General features: G+C 56.5%; 25 protein-coding genes. 10 read left to right on the plus strand and 15 right to left on the minus strand.

Annotated elements, in window-relative coordinates; genetic code table 11:
* The first annotated feature begins 39 nt into the window (after positions 1–39).
* The gene (locus ACR1XY_RS06305) at positions 40–1302 is read left to right on the plus strand and encodes a glutamate-5-semialdehyde dehydrogenase (RefSeq protein ID WP_480591009.1); all 1263 of its coding nucleotides are present in this window, start codon (positions 40–42) and stop codon (positions 1300–1302) included.
* On the opposite strand, the gene ACR1XY_RS06310 is transcribed toward ACR1XY_RS06305, so the two are convergent.
* A complete protein-coding gene (locus ACR1XY_RS06310) occupies positions 1299–1895 on the minus strand; it encodes a histidine phosphotransferase family protein (protein WP_480591011.1) in 597 nt (198 codons plus the stop codon). The two genes, ACR1XY_RS06305 and ACR1XY_RS06310, sit on opposite strands and share 4 nt — an antisense overlap.
* A gap of 42 nt (positions 1896–1937) precedes the next feature.
* Between ACR1XY_RS06310 and ACR1XY_RS06315 the strand changes: the two genes are divergently transcribed.
* The 3 genes from ACR1XY_RS06315 (at position 1938) to olsA (ending at position 3815) form a co-directional block, all read left to right on the plus strand.
* On the plus strand, positions 1938–2120 hold the full coding sequence (locus ACR1XY_RS06315; protein WP_480591014.1) for a DUF3553 domain-containing protein: 183 nt from the start codon (positions 1938–1940) through the stop codon (positions 2118–2120).
* Positions 2121–2218: 98 nt separating this feature from the next.
* Entirely contained in the window at positions 2219–2974 is a 756-nt protein-coding gene (gene olsB, locus ACR1XY_RS06320) for an L-ornithine N(alpha)-acyltransferase (RefSeq protein ID WP_480591017.1), read from the plus strand.
* Entirely contained in the window at positions 2961–3815 is an 855-nt protein-coding gene (olsA, locus tag ACR1XY_RS06325; protein ID WP_480591020.1) for a lyso-ornithine lipid O-acyltransferase, read from the plus strand. Before olsB ends, olsA begins: the two co-directional genes overlap by 14 nt.
* A 37-nt stretch (positions 3816–3852) precedes the next feature.
* On the opposite strand, the gene ACR1XY_RS06330 is transcribed toward olsA, so the two are convergent.
* The gene (locus ACR1XY_RS06330; protein WP_480591022.1) at positions 3853–4992 is read right to left on the minus strand and encodes a hypothetical protein; all 1140 of its coding nucleotides are present in this window, start codon (positions 4990–4992) and stop codon (positions 3853–3855) included.
* Positions 4983–5864: a hypothetical protein gene (locus ACR1XY_RS06335; RefSeq protein WP_480591024.1), complete on the minus strand. Its 882-nt coding sequence runs from the start codon at positions 5862–5864 to the stop codon at positions 4983–4985. Before ACR1XY_RS06335 ends, ACR1XY_RS06330 begins: the two co-directional genes overlap by 10 nt.
* Positions 5865–6244: 380 nt before the next feature.
* On the opposite strand from ACR1XY_RS06335, the gene rpsB reads away from it, so the two are divergent.
* Both rpsB and tsf read left to right on the plus strand, forming a co-directional pair.
* Positions 6245–7045, plus strand: a complete 801-nt coding sequence (gene rpsB, locus ACR1XY_RS06340; protein WP_480591026.1) for a 30S ribosomal protein S2 — start codon at positions 6245–6247, stop codon at positions 7043–7045.
* A gap of 76 nt (positions 7046–7121) precedes the next feature.
* Positions 7122–7997, plus strand: coding sequence for a translation elongation factor Ts (gene tsf / locus ACR1XY_RS06345; RefSeq protein ID WP_480591028.1), 876 nt, complete (start codon positions 7122–7124; stop codon positions 7995–7997).
* A gap of 379 nt (positions 7998–8376) precedes the next feature.
* Here the strand turns inward: tsf and ACR1XY_RS06350 are convergent, their stop codons facing one another.
* From ACR1XY_RS06350 to ACR1XY_RS06360, 3 genes are all read right to left on the minus strand, one after another.
* Positions 8377–9132, minus strand: a complete 756-nt coding sequence (locus ACR1XY_RS06350; protein ID WP_480591030.1) for a helix-turn-helix transcriptional regulator — start codon at positions 9130–9132, stop codon at positions 8377–8379.
* Positions 9129–9578 carry a type II 3-dehydroquinate dehydratase gene (gene aroQ / locus ACR1XY_RS06355; RefSeq protein WP_480591032.1) on the minus strand — a complete coding sequence of 150 codons (450 nt, stop codon included), beginning with the start codon at positions 9576–9578 and terminating at the stop codon, positions 9129–9131. Before aroQ ends, ACR1XY_RS06350 begins: the two co-directional genes overlap by 4 nt.
* Positions 9579–9670: 92 nt before the next feature.
* The gene (locus ACR1XY_RS06360; protein ID WP_480591035.1) at positions 9671–10684 is read right to left on the minus strand and encodes an NADPH:quinone oxidoreductase family protein; all 1014 of its coding nucleotides are present in this window, start codon (positions 10682–10684) and stop codon (positions 9671–9673) included.
* A 138-nt stretch (positions 10685–10822) separates the two neighbouring features.
* On the opposite strand from ACR1XY_RS06360, the gene ACR1XY_RS06365 reads away from it, so the two are divergent.
* Both ACR1XY_RS06365 and ACR1XY_RS06370 read left to right on the plus strand, forming a co-directional pair.
* Entirely contained in the window at positions 10823–11641 is an 819-nt protein-coding gene (locus tag ACR1XY_RS06365; protein ID WP_480591037.1) for an SDR family oxidoreductase, read from the plus strand.
* 21 nt (positions 11642–11662) lie between these two features.
* Positions 11663–12685, plus strand: a complete 1023-nt coding sequence (locus ACR1XY_RS06370; protein WP_480591039.1) for a phosphotransferase family protein — start codon at positions 11663–11665, stop codon at positions 12683–12685.
* On the opposite strand, the gene ACR1XY_RS06375 is transcribed toward ACR1XY_RS06370, so the two are convergent.
* A complete protein-coding gene (locus tag ACR1XY_RS06375; RefSeq protein ID WP_480591041.1) occupies positions 12682–13287 on the minus strand; it encodes a DsbA family protein in 606 nt (201 codons plus the stop codon). The two genes, ACR1XY_RS06370 and ACR1XY_RS06375, sit on opposite strands and share 4 nt — an antisense overlap.
* Positions 13288–13461: 174 nt before the next feature.
* Between ACR1XY_RS06375 and ACR1XY_RS06380 the strand changes: the two genes are divergently transcribed.
* Together ACR1XY_RS06380 and ACR1XY_RS06385 are read left to right on the plus strand one after the other, a co-directional pair.
* Positions 13462–14682, plus strand: coding sequence for a serine hydrolase domain-containing protein (locus ACR1XY_RS06380; RefSeq protein ID WP_480591043.1), 1221 nt, complete (start codon positions 13462–13464; stop codon positions 14680–14682).
* A 51-nt stretch (positions 14683–14733) separates the two neighbouring features.
* Positions 14734–15597 carry an acyl-CoA thioesterase gene (locus ACR1XY_RS06385; RefSeq protein WP_480591045.1) on the plus strand — a complete coding sequence of 288 codons (864 nt, stop codon included), beginning with the start codon at positions 14734–14736 and terminating at the stop codon, positions 15595–15597.
* A gap of 2 nt (positions 15598–15599) precedes the next feature.
* Here ACR1XY_RS06385 and ACR1XY_RS06390 read toward each other — a convergent pair whose 3' ends face one another.
* The 8 genes from ACR1XY_RS06390 to ACR1XY_RS06425 all read right to left on the minus strand — a co-directional run bounded on the left by ACR1XY_RS06390 (position 15600) and on the right by ACR1XY_RS06425 (position 24004).
* A complete protein-coding gene (locus ACR1XY_RS06390) occupies positions 15600–16367 on the minus strand; it encodes an SDR family oxidoreductase (protein ID WP_480591047.1) in 768 nt (255 codons plus the stop codon).
* A 112-nt stretch (positions 16368–16479) separates the two neighbouring features.
* Positions 16480–17709, minus strand: coding sequence for an acyl-CoA dehydrogenase (locus ACR1XY_RS06395; protein WP_480591049.1), 1230 nt, complete (start codon positions 17707–17709; stop codon positions 16480–16482).
* Between the two features lie 111 nt (positions 17710–17820).
* The gene (gene phoB / locus ACR1XY_RS06400) at positions 17821–18510 is read right to left on the minus strand and encodes a phosphate regulon transcriptional regulator PhoB (RefSeq protein WP_480591051.1); all 690 of its coding nucleotides are present in this window, start codon (positions 18508–18510) and stop codon (positions 17821–17823) included.
* Positions 18511–18513: 3 nt separating this feature from the next.
* A complete protein-coding gene (phoU, locus tag ACR1XY_RS06405) occupies positions 18514–19224 on the minus strand; it encodes a phosphate signaling complex protein PhoU (RefSeq protein WP_480591053.1) in 711 nt (236 codons plus the stop codon).
* Between the two features lie 16 nt (positions 19225–19240).
* The gene (pstB, locus tag ACR1XY_RS06410) at positions 19241–20038 is read right to left on the minus strand and encodes a phosphate ABC transporter ATP-binding protein PstB (RefSeq protein ID WP_480591055.1); all 798 of its coding nucleotides are present in this window, start codon (positions 20036–20038) and stop codon (positions 19241–19243) included.
* Between the two features lie 11 nt (positions 20039–20049).
* Positions 20050–21411: a phosphate ABC transporter permease PstA gene (pstA, locus tag ACR1XY_RS06415; protein ID WP_480591057.1), complete on the minus strand. Its 1362-nt coding sequence runs from the start codon at positions 21409–21411 to the stop codon at positions 20050–20052.
* Positions 21408–22880: a phosphate ABC transporter permease subunit PstC gene (pstC, locus tag ACR1XY_RS06420; protein ID WP_480591058.1), complete on the minus strand. Its 1473-nt coding sequence runs from the start codon at positions 22878–22880 to the stop codon at positions 21408–21410. Before pstC ends, pstA begins: the two co-directional genes overlap by 4 nt.
* 83 nt (positions 22881–22963) lie before the next feature.
* Entirely contained in the window at positions 22964–24004 is a 1041-nt protein-coding gene (locus ACR1XY_RS06425; RefSeq protein WP_480591060.1) for a substrate-binding domain-containing protein, read from the minus strand.
* Positions 24005–24050 lie beyond the last annotated feature (46 nt).

Consider the following 24050-nt stretch of genomic DNA (forward strand, 5'->3'; position numbering starts at 1 on the left):
ATGTTAGAACACCAAAAGACCGATCGAAAGGCACATGAGATGAAGGATTTCGACAGCATTCCCACCTTGATGGCCGATCTTGGAAAACGCGCCAAGGCGGCCTCGGCCGATCTGGCCTGTGCCAGCGCCGAACGCAAGCACGCCGCGCTGATTGCCGCAGCGGATGCGGTTTGGGCAAACCGGGCCGACATCATTGAGGCAAACAAGAAAGATATGGACTTCGGCCGCGAAAAGGGCCTGAGCCCGGCGATGATGGACCGCCTGATGCTGAACGAGGCGCGTATTAAGGGCATGGTTGACGGTTTGCGTACCGTGGCAGATCAGGCCGACCCGGTTGGTGAGGTGCTGACCGAATGGGACATGCCCTCGGGCCTGAACATCCAACGCGTGCGCACACCTTTGGGCGTGATCGGCGTGATCTACGAAAGCCGTCCGAACGTGACAGCGGATGCAGGAGCACTGTGCCTGAAATCCGGCAATGCCGTGATACTGCGCGGCGGCTCGGAAAGCTTTCATTCCTCTGGCGCGATCCATGCTTGCCTGGTCGAGGGCCTGAAGGCCGCAAACCTGCCCGAGGAAGCCATCCAACTGGTGCCGACGCGCGACCGAGCAGCGGTTCAGGAACTCCTGACCCTGACAGACTATGTGGACGTCATCGTACCGCGCGGGGGTAAAGGTCTGGTCGGTCTGGTGCAGCGCGAAGCCCGCGTGCCGGTCTTTGCACATCTTGAAGGCATCGTGCATATCTATATCGACAAGTATGCCGACCCGCAGAAAACGCTGGATGTGGTGCTGAACGCCAAGACCCGCCGGACCGGAATCTGCGGTGCCGCTGAATGCCTGCTGATCCATCAGGACGTGGCCGAAACGCTGGGTCGGGACGTGGTTGCGGCTCTGCTGGCTGCAGGCGTCGAGGTTCACGCCGAAGGGGCGCTGGCCACGGAAAGCACGGTCGCCGCCACGGATGACGACTGGGGCAAGGAATTCCTCGACAGTATCATCGCCGCCAAAACGGTCGCGGATATCGACGCGGCCATCGAGCATATCCGTCAGTATGGCTCGAACCACACCGATTGTATCATGACCGAAGATGCGGACGCTGTCGCGCGGTTCTTTGAGCGGCTCGACAGCGCAATCCTAATGCACAACGCCTCGACCCAGTTTGCCGATGGGGGCGAGTTTGGCATGGGTGCCGAGATCGGTATCGCCACCGGGAAGATGCACGCACGCGGCCCCGTGGGTGCCGCGCAGTTGACCAGCTTCAAGTATCTTGTACGTGGGAACGGAACGACCCGGTCCTAGAACCGGATCACAATGCGGGTTGAGGTGGTTTCAGCCGCAACCCGCCGCCCCATCGACGCGGCGGTCTCGGGCAACAGGGCAAACTGCACCTGCGCAGGGGTGACTTTATTGGCAAACCGACCCAGAGGCAGGTTCTTCCACAGATCATTGTCCAGATTCAGTTTGTCGGCCGATCCGATAACCGTCCAGCCATCCCCAGTATTCGCGATCGTGACCTCACCGCCGAAAGGCATCGCGCTTTCGCAGCACATTAGTGCCAGAAACGCCAATTTCACCTGATTGCGTGGCACAGCTTCGGTCAGGTGCCAGTTGACCCGCACTCGACCCGTGCGTTCAACATCCTTCAGCAGGTCCGACACCTCGGTCCGCCCCAAGGGCTGATCGCTGGCCGAGCCGAATGCGACGCGGAAAAACCGTATCCGCGCCCCGGCACTGCCGACACTGCCCGAAATCAGCTCCATCTCGGGGCCCTGAGTGCCCCCAACCATCTCAAGCAGCTCCAGACCGTTGGTGATCGCGCCGATGGGGCTGATCAGATCGTGACAGATCCGAGCACCGATCAACTCGGCCAGGTTGACTGTGGTGTCGCTCATGCGTACCTCCTGCTGCATCTGCCGCCGGACCGGAGCCCAGACATGTCAGACCTCAATGCCATTCTTGCACCGGGCATGTATGTCCGCCACCCCGATTTCCCCGACTGGGGCGTTGGACAGGTTCAGTCCAACATCCGGGGCAAGATCACCGTCAACTTTCGCGAGCAGGGGAAAGTGGTGATTGACGGAACACGCATCGCCCTAGTGCCGGTCTTTGATCCGTGAAACTGGTTTAGGAATGGTTAACATCCCGGAAAATCCGCTCTTGTTGCCATCCCCCCGGAAACTGCGGTATCAGCGCAAAAACAAGAACGGAAACACCGATGCCGGATGCAGGCCCTTCCTTTACCGTCAAACTCGCCGAATCCGAGGACGAGCTGCACGCTGCCCAACGGCTGCGTTATGACGTGTTCGTTCGCGAATTGGGTGGTGGCGGAGAGATGGTCGATCACGAGACCGGGTTGGAGCGCGACAAGTTCGATCCGTATTTCGACCACATGCTGGCGATTGATGACCTGACCGGGGAAACTGTTGGCGTTTACAGGCTGTTACCGGGCGAACGTGCAGCAGAACTTGGGCAGTTCTATTCCGAGGACGAATATGATCTGACCGTTCTGAAACAAAGCGGCCGCAAGTTGTTGGAACTGGGTCGATCCTGCCTGCATCCCGATTATCGCGGCGGCACGGCCATGTATCACCTGTGGAACGGGTTGGCGGCTTATGTCTCCGAACGAGAGATCGAGGTTCTGTTCGGTGTTGCCAGCTTTCACGGCACGAACGTTCAGGATCTGGCGCAGCCTTTGTCGATGCTGCATCACAACCATCTGGCGCCGCCGGACCTGCGGGTGAGGGCACAACCAGACGCGTTTCAATCCATGGACCTTGTGGCACCGGACAACCTCGATCGTCGCGCTGCGATGGTGCAGGTTCCGGCGTTGATCAAAGCCTATCTGCGGCTGGGTGGTTTCGTGGGCGAGGGGGCCTTCATCGACCACGCCTTCAACACGACTGACATTTGCCTGATCCTCGACATCGCCCGGATGAACGAGCGGCAGAAACGCATTTATGGCGGAGCGTAGCCCGGTGAACGACGCGCTGTGGAACAGTGAGGATGCGCCGGACCCAATCGATCTGGGTCTGGTGGGTTGGATTTTGGTCATCCTGAGGGGTGTGCCCCTCGCCCTTCTGGTGTTCGGCGGTCTGATCATCCTTTTGACCATTCGTCTGATCGAACTTCCGTTTTTTGGCGTGCGCCGTCCGATTACACCATTCATCAGTCAGTTTGTGTGCCGCAATGCGTTTCGTATCCTGGGGATGGGCTTTCGAACCTCGGGAGAACTGATGTGGCAGCGAGGGGCGGTTGTTGCGAACCATACGTCTTGGCTGGACATTTTTGCATTGAACGCGCGAAAGCGTGTGTACTTTGTGTCCAAGGCCGAAGTTGCGAAATGGCCTGGCATCGGATGGTTGGCCCGCGCAACCGGCACTGTGTTCATCGAGCGGGACCGCAAGAAAGCCAAAGAACAGACGAAAGTGTTCGAGACCCGCCTGAAAGCCGGTCACAAATTACTGTTTTTTCCCGAAGGGACGTCGACGGACGGATTGCGTGTTTTACCTTTTAAAACTACACTCTTTGCTGCGTTCTTCGTGGAGGAACTGCGTGACTTTATGTATGTCCAACCGGTCTCGGTGATCTTTCATGCACCCGACGGTCAGCCTGACAGGTTCTATGGCTGGTGGGGCGACATGGAGTTCGGGCCGCATCTACTCAAAACACTTGGCGCGCGCAGACAGGGTTCCGTGGAACTGATCTATCACACACCGGCCAAGGTCAGCGACTTTGCGAACCGCAAGGCGCTGGCCGCGCATTGCGAACGGGCGATACGGAATTCACATGCTGCTGTTCGAGCCCGAGTTTGAGAGCGATATCCAGTTCTGAGAAAAACACTGAATCAGGCTACTGGTTCTCAATTTGATCTTCTTCGACTTGCGAGGAGACCGTATTTGTCTCCGGTCGTTTTCGGATCACCAAAACACCCGGGGTGAAACGATTTGGATCACCCCAGAACTCCACTTCGTCCCCTTTGCGGATTGCAACCGCTGCATTATCAAAGGCTGCCACCGTTACCGCCCATAACTCGCAGCTCAGAGAAGGTGGTAGAGGGCCCCACTTACATTTTCTGGGGTCTCCCGGCTCCTTGTCGTAGAACGCGTCAGAACTGAGTAAGGTGCCGATATCGTAAAGCGTTGAGTTTCCACTTGTTCTGACAAAATTTACCCATCCATTCCAGTCGTATAGCATCACGATCCGGCTCGTGCTTTTGTCGCTGGCGACACTGTTTATGCTATAGGCCAATCTACCAGGAGCGTTTTCTGCTGGTTCGTAATCACGAGGCTGTAGAATCCTCGGTCCAACCTGTACGGCATCGGGGCATGCGTCCAGGCGTGACTTATAGTAATCAATCTGTTCGGCGCTACTTTTCGTTTCTTTCCCGGACAAATTAATTGGCGCCAAGTCTCCCAAATAGTTGAAAGTGAATTTTTGGTTTGGAAAATTAATGCCCACTATCAGAGGCACTTGAAAAGGATATCTATTCTTACGGGGGTCGCCGACGTCATCCAAGCAAAGAATAGTGTCTAAATTGCTGGCGCTGAACAGTCCCCTGAACAGCTTACCGTCTATTTTCCGGTAACCAACGATGCGTGGTTCACCCGCAGTTCTGGCGAAACCCATTGGTACCAGCGCCACGACGGACTTGTCCTCCTGAAAAGCTTCCCAAGCTTGCAGTACGCTGGCTTGAATCGCCCTGTATTGGCCCGTGCTCTTGTCAAATACAAAGCCATCTTTAGTTTTTTCCGGGAATGCAGTGTCGAGTAACCTCTCAAGATCCAATAACTCATAGGAGTAACGGGATCGATCAAACCTCAACGCGGAATACTGAAACTGCCTTTTGGCATTATCCTTCGGAATAAAACGAGCACCTTCTTTTGTCCAAAATGCGCTATCTTCATTCGTCTCTGTCCACTTTCCTGTTTCAGCACTAACAGCGCTCGAAAAAAAGAAAAGCAGTGCAAAAACGGCCAATATTAGCTGCATATCTTCCGCCCTTTTTTCGCCGCGACAATTACTGTGATGTCAAATCCGCCTTTGGGAATGGGTGCGCGCGTTACTCCGTCTTGCTCGGCAACACCGGCCTCCAATCGGACAAATCCCGACGGAGATGTCAGAATTTTGCGAACCTCGCATGTAATATCCCTTGCTGATAAAGCGCCATTGCGAATTATTCTGGGACGCTCGCTGCCCAATTTCAAAAACAGCGCCCGATTGTGTTGTTCAACCACCTCGTCAAAGTGATCAAAGGCGTTGACATCGACTTCCAGCGAGTAAATCTGATTTCTGCTGGCATAAAATCGATCTACAGTGTTTGCATCCGGGTTCTCTTGCTCGTTTTCTCCATATTTGAAGTACATCCTTCTGACGTGAACATCATCTACTTGCTGCACGACTGTTTGCGAAAGATCGGAAACTTGGCTTTGTAACCAGCTTTCAACTAAGTCTTTATTGGCATGTTCATTCAGTACCTCATTCACTTTTTCTTCTTGTCTGTTTAGCAACGCCATCAAAATTTCTCTTAGAAATTGCTGCCGGAACTCGGGAGAAGAAAAAAGAACAGTCATGTCTTCTGAAGTCGGAGATCGATCCAGGCGCTCGATAATTGGACCAGAGTGATTCATCCACTTTTGCACCACGTCGTCATCATAGTTGGACAGCGTCATTAGAACAAATTCTGTGGTCAGCTCATCGTAGGCTTTTTCTTCGTCTTTATCCCGAAGTTCCTCGAATAGCTCGGAAGCCAGCCACGGCCGGACAACCCCTGTCCACGTTAACGCCAGAATGAAAATAGCTGGGGTTGCAACAACAGCAAGAATGATCCCTGCGTCCTTAAGGAAACCGGCAAGGCTGGCCATTCGTGAACGCCAAACTGATCCTGTTCGGTTATCGTCGTTCGCTTTCTTTCTCGTAATTCGGCGACCCATCTATTGTTCTCCGAGAAAAATGTAACGGTATGAAATTCAGGCAATTGATTTACTCGTAATAATAATGCCCCCAAAAGCCTTTGCTCGTCGGGGATGAGTTTCAATGTAGCACATCGAGTAAAATTCTCCAAAATCCTGGAGAATTTGAAACTTCGCTTGCACTGCCTCAAAACCTGCCGTATACGCGCGCCATTCAAACCCGCAGGCGGGGTTTGGGCTTTGTAGGGGAGACATCCCTATCTGGCCCGCCGGTTGGAGCATCCGCTTCTTTCACCCCCGCCGAGGCGTAAACCGGAAAAGGAAAGTAAAGCATGGCTCTTCCCGAGTTCACCATGCGTCAGCTGCTGGAAGCTGGCGTTCACTTTGGTCACCAGACACAGCGTTGGAATCCCCGCATGGGTCCGTTCATCTACGGCTCGCGCAATGGCATCCACATCATGGACCTGACCCAGACCGTTCCGATGCTGGACCAGGCGCTGCAGGCTGTTCGTGATACCGTCGCTAAAGGTGGCCGCGTTCTGTTCGTTGGTACCAAGCGTCAGGCCGCTGGCCCGATTGCAGAAGCTGCTGAAAAGTCGGCTCAGTACTACATGAACCACCGCTGGCTGGGCGGCACCTTGACCAACTGGAAAACCGTTTCCCAGTCGATCAACCGCCTGAACCAGATCGACGAAGCCATGGAATCGGGTGCCGAAGGCCTGACCAAGAAAGAGCGTCTGGGCATGGAACGTGACCAGGGCAAACTGCAGGCATCGCTGGGCGGTATCCGCGAAATGGGCGGCGTTCCGGATCTGCTGTTCGTCATCGACGTCAAGAAAGAAGCACTGGCCATCGCCGAAGCCAACAAACTGGGTATCCCGGTTGTGGCTGTTGTCGACACCAACTGCTCGCCCGATGGCGTAGACTACATCATCCCCGGCAACGACGACGCAGCGCGCGCAATTTCGCTTTACTGCGACCTGGCCGCGCGTGCCGCTCTGGACGGTATGACCGCACAGATGGGTGCAGCAGGCGTTGACCTGGGTGCGTTCGAAGAAGCACCGGTCGAAGAAGTCGTTGCGGAAGAGCCCGTCGCAGAAGAAGCCGCGCCGGAAGCCAAAGCCGAAGCGTAAGCTGCCCGTCACGTAAATGACATATGGGGCAGGGTAGACCTGCCCCAATTCCGTTTGAATTGAGGAGAGCCTAAAGATGGCAATCACAGCAGCAATGGTTAAAGAACTGCGCGATCAGACCGGCGCAGGCATGATGGACGCGAAAAAAGCGCTGACCGAAACCGGCGGCAACATGGACGAAGCCGTTGACTGGCTGCGCACCAAAGGCCTTGCCAAAGCGGCCAAGAAATCGGGCCGTACCGCAGCCGAAGGTCTGGTTGCAGTTCACGTCAACGGTGGCAATGGTGTTGCTGTCGAAGTGAACTCGGAAACCGACTTTGTTGCGAAAAACGCCGATTTCCAGGAAATGGTCGGCAAGATCGCCTACGCTGCAGAAGGCGTCGACAATGTCGAAGCGCTGCTGGCTGCCGATCTGGGCGGCAAGAACGTTGCCGACACCCTGACCGACAAGATCGCCACCATCGGCGAGAATATGTCGGTTCGCCGCATGGCCAAACTGTCGGGCGACACGGTTGTGTCCTACGTCCACAATGCGGCCACCAACGGTATGGGCAAAATTGGTGTTCTGGTTGCTCTGACCGGTGGTGACGAAGCGATCGGCAAGCAGGTTGCGATGCACATCGCGGCTGTTAACCCGGCGGCTCTGTCCGAAGCGGACATGGATCCGGCCGTTGTCGAGAAAGAAAAGCAGGTTCAGATGGACATCGCCCGCGAATCCGGCAAACCGGAGCAGGTGATCGAAAAGATGATCGAAGGCCGCATGAAGAAATTCGTGGCTGAATCGACCCTGTTGAACCAGCAGTTCGTTGTGAATCCTGACCTGACCGTGGAAGCAGCGGCCAAAGAAGCAGGCGCAACCATCACCGGCTTCATCCGCCTAGAAGTTGGCGAAGGCATCGTGGTCGAAAAAGAAGACTTTGCAGCCGAAGTTGCCAAGGCCGCTCAGGGCTAAGCAATACCTCCGGACCTCGCAAGAGGTCCGGACATGAAAATGTCGGAACCGGTTGCGCAAGACGTAGCCGGTTTTTTATGTGTCGAAACAAAAAAAAGACGCCGAAGCATCTTGGCATTCGTAGATTGGATTGAGGGGCCCCGCATGATGGGGATGGTCGAGGCCCCCCAAAATTCCGGCAATTAGACGCGGACAAATTGGCGCCTTATTGTCAGAGCGGCTGGAGAGCTCTGGAATTGCAAAGATCCAACCAAATGTTCCCTGGCTAAAGCCACCACTCACGGAACTATCTCACTTTGCAACCCCGCCTCCGGAATGGAAAGTCATGTTTTCCTTACCTAGGGTAAATTGACGCAATTTGGCGTCAGATTCCGGGGCGCTAGGCCTCCATTACGAACATCTGATTCTGCAAAGACGCCTTCAGAACGGCCTGCGCAGTGGTCTCGACGGAAAGGGCCTCGCGTGCGAGACGCAGGTGCTTTTCAACCGTTGCCGATGTCAGCCCCATCAGCAGCGCAATGTCCTGCGTGGTCTTGCCGTCTCCGACCCATTGCAACGCTTCGCGCTGGCGTTTGGTCAGGGCCCGGTTGGGGGCGTTGTAGGGCAGGGTGAGGATTTTCAGATGCGCAACGTTGTTCATCAGCAGGATGTCGTCACCGTGTTCAGCCCACGTCGCGTCCACTTCGGCCTGACTGGCCGCGTCCCCGGCCGACAGGGAAATCGCCCCTTTAGACCGCATCGAGACCGAGGTGAAGCTGACCGTGTACCCGAAGGTCACGCCCTGCGATCGGTTGAACTCGAGCACGTCTAGTTCTTTTGCAGTCAGCTTTCCGTTCGCCACCATCTCCTGCGCGATACTCCAACTGGCCGCGCCTTCATTGTGCAGCGCCCATTTCAGCATCGGAGCGTGGAAGTACATCCCGTCCCGCAGAAACCCATCCAGGTAAGCTTTTTCGTGATTGGTTAGGATCACGAAATCTTCGGGGTCACCAAGTGAGGTTTCAGTACGGTACTGAGTGTGACCATAGATCAGGCGATCAAATCCGAAACTCGCCATCTGGCGACAATGGGCATCCCAAAGCTCTTCCAGAGTTTTGGTGTAGCTGAGAAAGTGCAGGTATTCACTCAGCTTCATTCAGATGACCCGCTTTTCAGATGTGCGGCCAATGCATCCAGAGCCAGAACATATCCCTGCGCACCAAAGCCACAAATCTGGCCAACAGCCACCTTTGAGATATAGGACACGTGCCGGAATGTCTCGCGCGCGTGGATGTTGGACAGGTGCACCTCGATCACCGGAAGCTCGACCGACGCAATGGCGTCCATCAGTGCAATCGAGGTGTGCGTATAAGCCCCGGCGTTCAGAACGATCCCGTCCTGATCCCCTTTGGCTTCATGGATGGCATCGATCAACGCACCTTCGTGGTTGGACTGAAAGCACGACACTTGAACCCCGATGGAAGACCCATGGCTCAGGCACAAGTCCTCAACCATTTCCAAAGTGGTGCCGCCGTAGACCTCGGGCTGTCTTGTACCCAGGAGGTTCAGGTTCGGACCGTTCAAAATCAGAGCTTTGTGCATTATTTCACTGTTCCCATTGGAAATTCATAGACGCTAACTGGTGTCAATGTCCACCGGCCAGCGCGCGCATAGGGCGAGTTGGGGAAGCTACGTCACTCACCTTCGGCGTGAACCGGCATTGTCACCACGGTCTTACCCAGAGCGGAACGGCTTGTCATATGCGCCAAGGCCTCGGACGCACGGTCCAGCGGGTATCGCGCATGGATCTTTGGTTTAATCTTCGCTTCGCCGTATAACCTGAACAAATCCCTCACGTTTTCCGAATGCCCAACGGGATCGCGCATCACCGAAGCACCCCAAAACACGCCCATAATCTGACACCCCTTGAGGAGCGGAAGGTTCAGCGGGATTTTGGGGATGCCAGCCGGGAAGCCAACCACCAGATAGCGCCCATTCCAGGCCATGCTGCGCAACGCGGGTTCGGCATAGTCTCCACCAACTGCGTCATAGACAACATTCACCCCCAATGGCGCGGACAGGTCCTTGATTTCTGTAGTGAATTTCTTCTGAGAGTCCTTGTCCATGTCATGCGCGTACAGAACTGTTTCGTCCGCCCCAAGGCTCCGGCAGAAATCCGCCTTGTCCCGCGAGGATACGGCCGCAATTACCCGCGCGCCCATAGCCTTGCCCAACTCGACCGCAGCGGACCCGACACCACCTGCGGCGCCAAGCACTAACAGCGTCTCGTCGGGCTGCAGATCGGCCCGATCCTTCAGGGCGTGAAATGAGGTGCCGTAGGTGAAAATAAAACAGGCCGCGTCTTCAAACGGTATGGTGTCGGGGAACTTGATTGCGGTAGCTGACGGGACGTTCAGATGCGTAGCGAACCCACCATGCCCGGTCAGTGCCAGAACGCGGTCACCGACTTCGAAGCCGCTTACACCTTCACCGATGGCCAGTACTTCCCCCGCAATTTCACCGCCCGGAGCAAAGGGGCGCGGCGGCCTGATCTGATATAGGTCCTGTATGATCAGTGTGTCCGGAAAATTGACGCCCGCCGCCCTGATTCCAATCAGTAATTCACCGCGTCCCGGAGTAGGATCGGGTAGGGTGGTCAGTTCCAGTGTTTCCGGTCCACCCGGCGCGACGCTGAGTAAAGCTTGCATATCAGACCCGTTATCCTTGTTATTCGGTTAGTACGAGCTTTGGTGCAGCAATTGGTCTTGTCAAGAAACCACCGGTTTCGACGACGCACCAATTCCCGAAAAGGGTATGCGCCCGCCACAAATAAACAGGAGCAGACAATGACCCCCGAAACGCTTTTCTCATTGCATGGCAAGACTGCGCTTGTCACCGGTGGGGCGACCGGGATCGGTCGCATGGCTGCCGAAGCGCTGGTGTTGGCCGGGGCGCGAGTTCTGATCGCGTCGCGCAAGACCGAGGCCTGCGAAGCCGTCGCGGCGGAACTGAATGCGTTGGACGCCTCGGGTCAGGCCGTTGGATTCGGCGGCGATGTCGCGACCAAAGAAGGTGTCGAAGCACTTGCATCCGAGGTCAGGGATCGCACGGATCGGCTTGATATCCTGATGAATAATGCAGGCGTCAGTTGGGGTGCGCCGATGGGTCAATTCCCTCATGAAGCGTGGGACAAAGTCATGTCGGTCAATGTCGCGGGCCTGTTTGACCTGACCCAAAAACTGTTGCCGGTGTTGATGAATTCTGGCTCGGCTGACGATCCGGCTCGGGTTATCAATGTCGGCTCGGTCATGGGGGAGGTTCCCATGGGTGACGGCGCCTACAGCTATTCGGCGTCGAAAGCGGCTGTTCTGCACCTGACGAAGATCATGGCCAAGGAGTTTTCACCTTACCACATCACGGTCAACGCGCTGGCGCCTGGGCCTTTTGTCTCGCGCATGACTGCCTTTGCCACAGGCGACAAAGAAACACGGGAAAAAGTTGGTAAATCCGTTCCCTTGGGCCGGGTTGGTCGCGAAGACGATATCGCCGGCTGCATGTTGTTTCTGTGCGGTCGCGGCGGCAGTTATGTGACCGGCGCGGTTATTCCAGTGTCGGGCGGCATCAATGTGGTGACGGCCGGGAACATCTTTGCCGAAGCTTTATAAGCAGAGACACGGAGGCGCAGGATGAGCAGCACGCAATTGGACATCGCAGCCGTTGACACCTATCTCAGCACCCATCTTACGGGGTATCGAGGCCCGCTGGAGGCAACCAAGTTCTCGGTCGGCCAGTCCAACCCGACCTTTCTGCTGCAAACCCCTGAAAAAGCGTATGTTTTGCGTCGAAAACCCCAGGGAGTGCTGCTGAAGTCCGCACATGCGGTAGATCGCGAATATCGTGTACAGACAGCTCTGGCCGACAGTGCTGTACCGGTCCCGCGGATGCATCTGTTGTGTCAGGATGACAGCGTGATCGGCTCGGACTTTTACGTCATGGAGCACCTTGACGGACGCATCTTTCTGGAACCCACCATGAAAGGCGAAAGCAACGAGACACGCACCGCCGTTCTGGATGAAATGAACCGGGTTCTGGCCGCGCTGCATATGGTCGATATCGAGGCTGCCGGGCTTTCGGATTATGGCCCGCCCGGAAACTATTTTGAACGTCAGATTGCACGATGGACCAAACAGTACCGCGCCTCTGAAACTTCGGAAATCCCCGAGATGAACGCGCTGATTGGCGCGCTAGAGCATGCAGTGCCAGAGGATGACGGGCAAAGGACGCTCGTGCATGGCGACTATCGCATCGACAATCTGATGTTCGAGAAACACGGAACCCGGTGCATCGGTGTACTGGATTGGGAGCTTTCGACCATCGGACACCCTTATGCGGATCTGGCTGCCGTGATCATGCAATGGAGAATGCCGCCCGGTACTGAAGGTCGCGGTCTGGCGGGCATAGATCGGGACAGCGTGGGTCTGCCGACAGATCAGGCTTTCATCGATCAGTATTGCCAGCGTCGCGGCCTTTCCGGCATCGACAATTTCGGATTTTATCTGGCCTTCAACTTCTTCCGCATGGCGGGAATTCTGCAGGGTGTCTTCAAACGTGCGCAGGATGGCAACGCCTCGGACCCGAAGCGCGCCTTGGTTCTTGGTTCCTATGTCCCGATATTCGCGCAACATGGTCTGGCCGCGCTAAAAGCCTAGGATTCCTTTGAAAGCTCCAGTTCCAGGTTTCCCAGACTGTTCTTGCCAAAGAACATCTCGGCCCCCACGAACATGCTGGGAACACCGAACACGCCACGTTTTACGGCGGCCTTGGTCTGATCCTTGAGCTGCTGCTTGACTTCGACGCTGGTCATCGCTTCGCGGAGCTTGCGTACCGGCAACTTATTCTCCTGCATGATTTCAATAAGAACACCAACCTCATCGACCTTTTGGCCATGCACCCAGATGGCATCAAATATTGCATCTATGTACTTGGTTTCCCAAGATTTACCAGACGCATACACGGCCCCGCGCATGGCGAATCTGGTATTGACCGGAAAGTGCGGGCTCATGTGAAAACTCAGGCCACGGGTCCGCGCAAACCTGTGCAGGTCATGGGTCAGATATGCCGTTTTCTGGCGGTTTTCCGAGAACGCCTGAAACGGGCTCTGGTTGTTAGTAGCCTTGAAAACCGTAGCCAGCAGAACTGGAATAAGCGTGACCTTGGCGCGATGCTTGGCAGCAAGTGCGGGCAGGACCTTATAGGCGAGAAAGGCATTCGGACTACAGAAATCATACAATAATTCAATACGTTGCGTCATATTTATCCTCCGGGAAGGTTGGGTGGCGAAATGTCTCCAACTCGTAACCAGCGAATCCGCTACCCACTCAGTGTATCAGCCGATGGGCCGGGCGTACCGCTACGGTCGAATTCCCTGTCAATTCAGCGCTTAACATCGCAAGATCTGGACTATAATGCAGAGGGCAAATCAAAGATGGCTGCGTTCGACCTCAATCGCCTGAACCGTATCACCGACTGGATGCAACGCTACGTCGATGAGCGGAAATATGCGGGCAGTTCCTTACTGGTAAAACACGAAGGGACCGAGTTGTTTTTCCACGCCTGCGGTCAAAGAAACGTCGAAAACGATCTACCGTTTCAGCGCGATACGATCGCACGCATCTACTCGATGACTAAGCCGGTGACTACGGTAGCACTTATGATGTTGGCCGAGCGCGGGTTATTTCACCTTGACGCACAACTATCGGATTTCCTTCCGGAATTTCGAAACATGCAGGCTCTGATCCCAGGGGCGGAACGATTGGACCAGACCGAGGATGCTCCGACACCGACGCTGCATCAGTTGCTGACCCATACGAGCGGTCTCAGCTATCCGTTCAATCCCGGAGTTCTGCCCAGGGCGATGGATGAGCAGAACCTGATGTTTAAACCAAATCAGGGCCTTCTTGCTGACCGTGTGGTCGATCTGGCGGACCTTCCGCTGGCATTTCAACCCGGCGCTCGCTGGGAATACTCCGTCGGCATAGATGTTCTGGGCCGCGTGATCGAGGTGGTCACGGGTCAGTCGCTGGATAAGTTCTTCGCGCAGGAAATTTTCGAACCGCTGGGGATGCAGGAAACCGGATTCCGGGTGCCACCGGGGGCAGGGGATCGATTTGCCTCGCTCTACACGCCATTGGCCGGGGACGCGATGGCGCTGAACTCTGCCGAAGCCGGCAGCGAAACCCTGCGGCTTGTTGATCAGGCCGGAGAATCGCCATTTGAACACACCACCACATTCTCGGGCGGTGGTGGTCTGGTCGGGACAATCGACGACTATTCCCTGTTTGCCGAAATGTTGCGGAACCGAGGGCTGGGTAACGGACAATACCTGCTGGGCCCAAAAACCGTGGACTATATGCTGCGCAACCACTTACCGGGCGATATTGCCTCGATGGGACCGCAGAGCTTTGCTGAACAACCCATGGAAGGCACCGGGTTCGGGCTGGGTGGCGCGGTGGTGCTGAACCCCGGTCGAACCCGGGTGCCGGGCTCTGTTGGCGATTTCAGCTGGGGCGGCATGGCCTCGACCTTTTTCTGGATTGATCGGGTGAATGATTTGACAACGGTCTTCTTCACGCAGTTATCGCCGTCCAGTTCATACCCGTCGCGGGCTGAGTTGAAGGCGGTTGTCCTCGGGGCAATGATTGAATGATCATTCCGGCGCTGATACCCAAGCCCGAGACGACCAACCGGAGACCCCAGTATGACCGAAGCAGAACGCATCCTTCTGGACCTTTTGAACATCGAAAGGCTTGAGGTCGACCTGTTTCGCGGCACGGGATCAGGCGGCGAGACTCCAACCCGCATTTTCGGTGGTCAGGTTATTGCCCAAGCTCTGGCGGCCGCTTATCAAACCGTAGAAGATCGGTTGTGCCATTCTCTGCACGCCTATTTCATTCGCGCCGGCGACCCATGCATTCCCGTTATATATCAAGTTGATAGAGCACGGGATGGGGGCTCCATGACAACACGGCGCGTGGTCGCGATCCAACACGGCAAGCAAATCCTAAACATGTCGGCCTCATTTCATGTTCAGGACGAAGGGTGGAACCACCAACATGACATGCCGCAGACCGAGGCCCCGGAGAACTACCTAGAACGATCAGAATTGCGGCAGCGTTACGTGGATCTGGTTCCTGAAAAACTGCGCGGAGAGCTGTTGCGTGAACGGCCAATCCAGGTGCGTGAAGTGAACCATCTGAATCCCTTCAGCCCCGAAAAATCTGACGATCACAATCAGATCTGGTTCCGCATGGGCGCTGCCGCAGGTGCCGACCCGGTGACCCAGCATCTTCTTTTGGCTTACGCGTCAGACATGTACCTGATGACGTCAGGATTGCGGCCGCATGGGCTGAGTTTGTTCAGTAGTGAGGTCAATTTTGCCAGCCTGGATCATGCGTTGTGGTTCCACGCGCCGGTTCACTTTGAAAACTGGCATCTTTATGCGATGGAATCGCCCTGGAGCGGGCAGGGACGCAACTTCAACCGCGGCTCGATTTTCGCACAGGACGGCACCCTGGTCGCGTCGGTCGCACAGGAAGGTCTGATGCGGAAAGCGCGCAAGTAGCCTTAGCTGTCTTCGGTAAATTGCTGATTTAGCTTACGCATCCCGCCAAGCCAACGGTCATAGTCTCCGGTTTTGTGGCGGATGTAGTCCAAAACCTGAGGATGTGGCAGCACCAGAAACTGCTCGGACCTGATGGCCTCGACGCAGGCTTGCGCCACGTCTTCAGGTTCCAACATACCATCAATCGACGCGACCGAAACCTCGTGTCCACGCGTCATCTCGGACCGTACGGCCTGCGGACACAGGACCGACACGCGCAAACCTTTGTGCCCGTAGGTCAAGGACAACCACTCGGCAAACCCGACCGCTGCATGCTTCGTCACACCGTATGGCGCTGCGCCGGGCTGGTTCAGTAATCCCGCAGCGGAAGCCGTGATCATGATGTAACCTTTGCCACGCGCAATCATACGCGGCACGAGGTGCCGCGCGGTCCAGACGTGGGACATGACATTGATCTTCCAGGTCCGGTCCCAATCGTCGTCAGGAACTTCCGGGCCACCAAGCGTCAGAATGCCAGCATTGGCACAGAACAAATCAATCGGGCCAATGGTATCCTCAACAGTCTCGATCATCATCCTGATGTCAGCTTCTTGCGAAACATCGCAAACCAATGCGTGGCCGCCAATTTCCTCAGCCACACGCTGAACGCCATCGGCGTCGATATCAGAACAAACGACAACGGCACCGTCGCGGGCAAAACGTTCAGCCAGTCCTTTGCCGATACCCTGAGCGGCTCCGGTGACAATCACAGTTTTTCCGCTCAGTTCCATATCACAATCCCAAACGTTGGTTCGGGTTCACACCGTAACTTGTTAGACTTGTTGTGCAATCGGGTATTTGGGCATTATGGTTTTTAACCATAATACCAATTACACGTTGTCTTCAACAGAATGCCTGTAGCCCAGTCTGCGCCCGCCCCAAGATCAGCGCGTGAACGTCATGCGTGCCTTCATAGGTGTTCACGGTCTCAAGATTGACCATGTGTCGAATGACGTGGAACTCCAACGAGATGCCGTTGCCCCCGTGCATGTCGCGCGCCATCCGCGCAATATCCAGCGCCTTGCCGCAGTTGTTGCGTTTGACGATCGAGATCATCTCGGGCGCGGCTTCGGCCTGATCCATCAGGCGACCGACCCGCAAGCTCGCTTGCAGCGCCAAGGCGATTTCTGTCTGCATGTCCGCCAGCTTGCGTTGAAACAGCTGTGTCTGTGCCAATGGTCGATTGAACTGCTTCCGATCCAAGCCGTATTGCCGTGCGGCGTGCCAACAGCTTTCGGCAGCCCCCATGACACCCCAACTGATACCGTAACGCGCGCGGTTCAGACAGCCGAACGGTCCCTTGAGGCCCTGAACATTCGGCAGCAACGCGCTTTCATCGACCTCAACACGATCCAGGACGATTTCGCCGGTGATCGAGGCGCGCAGGCTCAATTTGTTCTGAATTTTCGGGGCACTCAGACCTTTTAGCCCCTTATCAAGAACAAAGCCGCGGATCTTGCCGTCATGAGCATCGGACTTGGCCCAGACAACAAACACATCCGCAATCGGCGCGTTGGAAATCCACATCTTGCTGCCGGTTAGACGATAGCCACCGTCAATCTTCTCGGCCTTAGTCTTCATGCCGGCCGGGTCCGAGCCTGCATCAGCCTCGGTCAGACCGAAACAACCGATCCATTCACCACTGGCCAGTTTCGGCAGGTATTTCCGGCGCTGTTCTTCACTGCCATAGGCATAGATCGGGTACATCACCAGAGAGCTTTGCACCGACATCATCGAGCGGTATCCGGAATCCACACGCTCGACCTCGCGCGCAACCAGACCGTAGGCGACGTACCCTGCCCCAAGGCCACCGTATTCCTCAGGAATCGTGGTGCCCAACAGGCCCATTTCGCCCATCTCGCGGAATATCTCGGGGTCGGTTTCCTCGTTTTGAAACGCCTCAGTCACCCGTGGCTGCAGCTTTTCCTGCGCGTAAGCCTGCGCGCTGGCCGCAATCATCCGTTCGTCTTCGTTCAGTTGATCGGACAGACGAAACGGATCATCCCACGCGAACTTGCCCATGTCGGGCGCATCTTTAGCACGCAATGCGGGCTTGGTGTCTGGGGCGTTCATAGTGCTTCTCCGCTCAGTCAGCTTCGACGCAACCTAACCCGGCCCCTCGTCAAAAGACAGTAAGAGTTTCGCATCCGACCATGAGCAAAACTCATACCCCTGCCCCGGTTTCTACCCCAGTGCATATCCTGCGCCGCGCACCGTACGCACCGGGTCTTCGCCGCCATGTTGAGTCAGTGCTTTGCGCAGACGTCCGATATGAACGTCAACCGTGCGCGTATCTACATAGATATCACGGCCCCAGACCCGATCCAGCAATTGCTCACGGCTCCAGACACGGCCCGGCTTTTCCATGAAAGTGCTCAGCAGGCGGAACTCGGTCGGACCCAGTTTCAAAGGTTTGCTGTTACGGCTGACCTTGTGTGTTTCAGAGTCCAGAACAATGTCGTCAAATTCCAGCCGCAGACCAACGGTTGCCGGGCGCACGCGGCGCAGCTGAGTACGCACCCGCGCCATCAGTTCAACCACCGAATACGGCTTGATCACATAGTCATCTGCACCGGTTTCCAGACCACGCACCTTGTCGACCTCTTCGGTGCGGGCCGACAGCATGATGATCGGGATCGACCGCGTTTCTGGGCGGGATTTCAGGCGGCGGCAAACCTCGATCCCGCTGAGGTTGGGCATCATCCAGTCCAGCACGATGATGTCCGGGTGCTCCTCGTCGACCAACAGCATGGCTTCGTCGCCGCTGGCGGCCTTGGACACGCGAAAACCTTCGGCTTCGAGGTTATAGGCCAGCACTTCACGCTGCGCCGGTTCATCTTCAACGACCAGAACGGTGGGCTGATCCGCAGACATTTGTCAGATCTCCTGAGGGGTATGCGAAGTTACATCAGCTTTCGGGCGCGCCTCGGTCGGGCGTTCCCCGGTCACGAGATAGACAACCTGTTCGGCAATTGCGGTCACGTGGTCACCCATGCGTTCGATGTTTTTGGCAATGAAATGCAGGTGCATACAGGACGAGATGTTGCGCGGGTCCTCAGCCATGAAGGTCAGGAATTCGCGGAACAGGCCATTGTACATCTGATCCACTTCTTCGTCGCGGTTGATGACATCAGTCGCCAATTCGGCATCGCGTTGAATGTAGGCGTCCAGCGCATCGCGTAGCATCCGTTCAACCTCACGCGCCATGCGACGCAGGGCGGCGGCGCTGCCGTTGATTTCGCCCGCATTGACCAAAACCGTAGTCCGCTTGGCGATGTTCTTGGCGTAATCGCCGATCCGTTCGAGGTTGCCGGACACTTTCAGGACAGACAAAACCAGGCGCAGATCACTGGCGGTCGGTGCGCGCAATGCGATCAGACGAGCGGTTTCTTCGTCGATCAGCTCTTCCAGCGCGTCGATGGCCTTGTCACCCTGACGGACCTGCTGTGCCAGTTCCTCGTCGCGGGATTCCAGTGAACGTGCGGCGCTCATGATGGCGGCTTCGACCAGCCCGCCCATCTTCATGATATGGGCCTGAATGGCTTCGAGATCGCGGTCGAAAGCGGATGCTATATGTTGTTCGCTCATGATTCAGTACCTGTTGTCAGCCGATCCGGCCGGTGATGTAGCTTTCGGTGCGGGGGTCTTCGGGGTTGGTGAAGATCTGACCCGTCTCGCCAAATTCGACGAGATTCCCAAGGTGGAAGAATGCCGTCTTCTGGCTCACCCGCGCGGCCTGCTGCATCGAGTGTGTCACGATCACCACCGAATAGCGCGAGCGCAGTTCGTCGATCAGCTCTTCGACCTGAGCGGTCGCAATCGGGTCCAGCGCCGAGCATGGTTCGTCCATCAACAGAACTTCGGGTTCAGTCGCAACTGCACGGGCGATGCACAGGCGTTGTTGCTGACCACCAGACAGGCCGGTGCCGGGTGCATCCAGACGGTCTTTGACCTCATCCCAGATCGCGCCGCGACGCAGGGATTTCTCAACGATGTCATCAAGTTCCGCCTTGTTTTTGGCAAGGCCGTGGATGCGTGGGCCGTAGGCCACGTTGTCATAGATCGACTTTGGGAAAGGGTTCGGTTTCTGGAACACCATGCCCACCTTGGCGCGCAGTTGCACCGGATCGACGCGCTTGTCATATATATCTTCGCCGTCCAGCAGGATGTCACCTTCAACACGGCAGATATCGATCGTGTCGTTCATCCGGTTCAGGCAGCGCAGAAAGGTGGACTTGCCGCAACCTGACGGGCCGATGAATGCTGTAACAGTCTTGTCTTCGATCTGAACATCAACGTCTTTGATGGCGTGGGTGTCACCGTAATAGACCTGAACCTTGTTCGCGGCGATCTTGATTGCTTTGGAGTCCACGGTTCTCTCCACTCGTGTCATGTCGTTCATATTAAGCCCCTTTACCAGCGGCGTTCAAAGCGGCGGCGCAGGATGACCGCGATGGTGTTCATTGTCACGAGGAAGATCAACAGGATGATGATGCCCCCCCATGCGCGTTCGTAGAAGGCCGGATCGGCGCGTTTGGACCATTCGTAAATCTGCGCCGGCATGGCCGAGTTCGGAGACAGGAAACCCGCAACAACGCCATCCGGCGGGTTCGAGGCAATAAAACCTACCATGCCGATCAATAGCAGCGGCGCTGTTTCCCCCAGCGCCTGCGCCAGACCGATGATAGTGCCGGTCAGGATACCGGGCGCGGCCAGTGGCAGAACGTGGTGGAACACCGCCTGCATTTTCGAGGCCCCTACCCCAAGTGCCGCGTCACGGATCGACGGCGGTACCGCCTTCAGCGACGCTCGGGTCGAAATGATGATCGTCGGCAAGGTCATCAGCGTGAGCACCAGACCACCCACCAGCGGCGCCGAGGTCGGCAAGTGCATATAGTTGATGAACACGGCCAGACCCAGGATACCGAACACGATCGACGGAACAGCAGCCAGGTTCGAGATGTTGACTTCGATAATATCTGTAAGGCGGTTTTGCGGCGCGAATTCCTCAAGATAGATCGAGGCCGCAACGCCAATGGGTAGAGCCAGCGCCAGTACTACGAACATCATGAAAAGCGAGCCCAGCATCGAGACACCGATCCCAGCTGCCTCGGGCCGTTGGTCAGAGGCATCCGCGCCAAAAATGAAGTCTGGGTTGAAGGCCTTGTACAGGACACCGGCGTCTCGCAATTGATCCACGAAATCCAGCTGCTCGACTGAGATGCTCTTGTCATTGGCAATCGACTCGCGGGTGACGCGACCCTTCATGTAGCCATCTACACGGCTGTTGACCAAAAAGCGGAAGCTGACCGTTTTGCCGATCTCGTCGGGGTTGGCGATCACATAGTTCCGCAACTCGGCCTGAGCGGCTTTGGAAAGGATCTTGCCCATTGCCTTGGGTTTCAGGTCGGTCTGAATGCCCAACTCCTGGACTTCGCTTTCCAGAGCCGAGGCAATGAGTGGCGCATAACCGAAGGTCGAGACCTTCTTGATGTCTTCGATATTACGGTTGCCCTTCTTGTCCAGCTTTTCTTCTTTCAGTTCGACGTTCAGTTCAAGAAAGCTCTGTTGGAACGCTCCTGTACCGGCGGTGACGATGTTGGTCACCAGAACGACCAGCATCAGCAGACCGATACCGATAGCGGCGATGCCGTACAGTTTGAACCTGCCTTCGGCTGCGTTGCGGCGTTTGGTGCGCAAGTCCTTTTCGAACAGCGACCCGCCCTTCGGCTTCGCAGCAGGAGCAGCGCCAGGGTTTTGGGAAATATCGGTCATTCGTACTGCTCCCGGTATTTGCGTACGATGTAGAGGGCAAAGATGTTCAGCCCCAGCGTAATGATGAACAGGGTCAGACCCAGGGCAAAGGCCACCAGCGTTTCAGGGCTGGCGAAATCGGTGTCGCCGGTCAGCTGACTGACGATCCGGGTGGTGATGGTGGTCATCGCCTCGAACGGGTTACCCGAGAATTTGGCGATGGCACCGGCGGCCATCACCACGATCATGGTTTCACCGATGGCGCGGCTTGCTGCCAGCAGGATCGCCCCCACGATACCCGGCAGCGCGGCAGGCAGAACCACCTGTCGCACCGTTTCGGATTTGGTTGCGCCCAGCCCAAGCGAGCCATCGCGCATCGACTGCGGCACAGCGTTAATGATGTCGTCGGATAGCGACGATACAAACGGGATCAGCATGATACCCATAACCAGACCGGCCGTCAGAACCGCATTGGAACTGGCCATCCAGCCAACGCCCAACATACCGCCCTCACCAAACATCGACACCAGCGCCGGACCCACGGTCAGCAGCGCGAACAGACCATAAACAATGGTCGGAATACCTGCGAGAATTTCCAGCAATGGCTTGGCAATGGATCGGGTCGCGCCTGTCGCATACTCAGACAGGTAAATCGCAGCGAACAGGCCAATCGGCACGGCCACAAGCAGTGCGATCAGCGAAATATACAGTGTCCCCCACAGCAGAGGCAGGATTGAAAGCTCGCTGCCTCCGCGAAAGTTCGGAGCCCAGGTGCTGCCGAAGAAGAAGTCCTTCCACGAGTGCAGCTGGAAGAAGTTCATCGTCTCGAACAGCATCGACAGCACGATGCCGACTGTGGTCAGGATGGCGATTGACGCTGCCAGCAGCAAAAGCGCCAGAACGCCCTGCTCGACCACGTTTCGCGCGCGGAACTCCTTGTGCGTCCGCACATAGGCAAAAGCTGCGCCCAACAGGGCCAACGCCAATACGACTACCTGCATCGCAACCGACCCGGTCCCGGTCATGCTTCGGTATTTCTGAGCCGCAACCAGAATGGGTTGGGTGATATCCTGCGTCAGAACCTGACCCGCGTCCTTCAGAGCCGACGTCAGCGCGTCAATATCCGCGTTCGCATCCTGTGCCTGGGTCTCGGTCAATGCTCCGGTGGCCACGGCGCCGTTCAAGCCATTAGAAACGCGGCGCACTTCGCTCATGATCAGGCCGCGATCCGATCCTTCGGGAACCGCCTGATCGGGAATGAGACCGGATACGGTACTGTTCACGATCATCGGCTGCACCAGAAGCCAGACAATCAGTACGCCCAACGCCGGAACCAAGGCCGTCATGGCGACGTTATAGCCATAGTAGGACGGTAGAGAGTGCAATTCGCGCGCATCACCTCCCGCGCTTGCCAGGGCACGGGACCGACCCGTGAAATATCCGATCACTGCCAGCGCAAGCAGGATAAGCAAAAGCCAGGATAACGCCATGATAACTCCGTGGGGATGGCAGAGATGGAGTCAAAAAGAACCGGGGCGCGCATAAAACGCCCCGGTCACATTCGGATGGGTGATTAGGAACCGCCGCCCAGAACGGCTTCGTTGGCAACAGCGTCCTGAACCTTTGCCAATTCCGGATCGGAGACCAGACCGTATTCGGCCAGCGGGCCGTCAGGACCTGCGATCTCGTCAGCGACGAAGAACTCAGCATATTCTTTCAGGCCGGGGATCACGCCGATATGGGCTTTCTTGACGTAGAAGAACAGCGGGCGCGAAACCGGGTATTCGCCGGTCGCGATCGACTCGGTCGAGGGTACAACGCCGGACATGGTCGCAACCTGCAGCTTGTCGGTGTTGTTTTCGTAGAACGCCAGACCGAAGACGCCGATGCCGTCCTTGTTGCTGTCGATGCGGGCCAGAGTCTCTGTGTAATCGCCGTCGATGTCGACCGAAACGCCGTCAGTACGCAGAGCGATACAGGCTTTCTCAGCCGCTTTCTTGTCGTCGCCGTTGGCAGCCTTGTAGACATCGAAGTCACCCAGATGCTCACAGCCGGCCAGTATCACCTTGTCTTCGAACACTTCGCGGGTGCCGTGCTTGGTCCCCGGGATGAACGCCGCGATCGGCTGCGCCGGGAAGTTCGGGTTCACGTCGGCCCAGGTTTTGTTCGGGTTGTCGACCAGCTGGCCGTCAACAACGATCTGCGCGGACAGGGCTTTGTACCAGTCTTCCGGCGTGAACTCGAACGAGTTGCCGTTGATGTCTGATGCAAAAACGATGCCGTCATAACCGATCTGAACTTCGATGATATCGGTGACGCCGTTGTCGGCACAGGCTTTAATCTCTTTTTCACGGATCTGGCGCGATGCGTTGGCAACGTCGATGGTGTTTTCACCAACCCCTTCACAAAAACGCTTCAGGCCTGCCGAGGAACCACCCGATTCAACAACCGGCGTCGGGAAGTCAAAGTTCTCACCGAAGGCTTCTGCAACGATCGAGGCGTAGGGTAGGACGGTCGAGGAACCGGCAACCTGAACCTGATCACGAGCAGCGGCCGCAGTGGCCGAGACAGCAGCGATAGCAAGAGCCGAAGCCGACAGTTTTACAAAGGACATCTCAGTCTCCTTGAGAAAGTAGTTTGTGATCACCCCCATGATGATC

It is taken from the genome of Ruegeria sp. AD11(2025) (genome assembly GCF_056542405.1).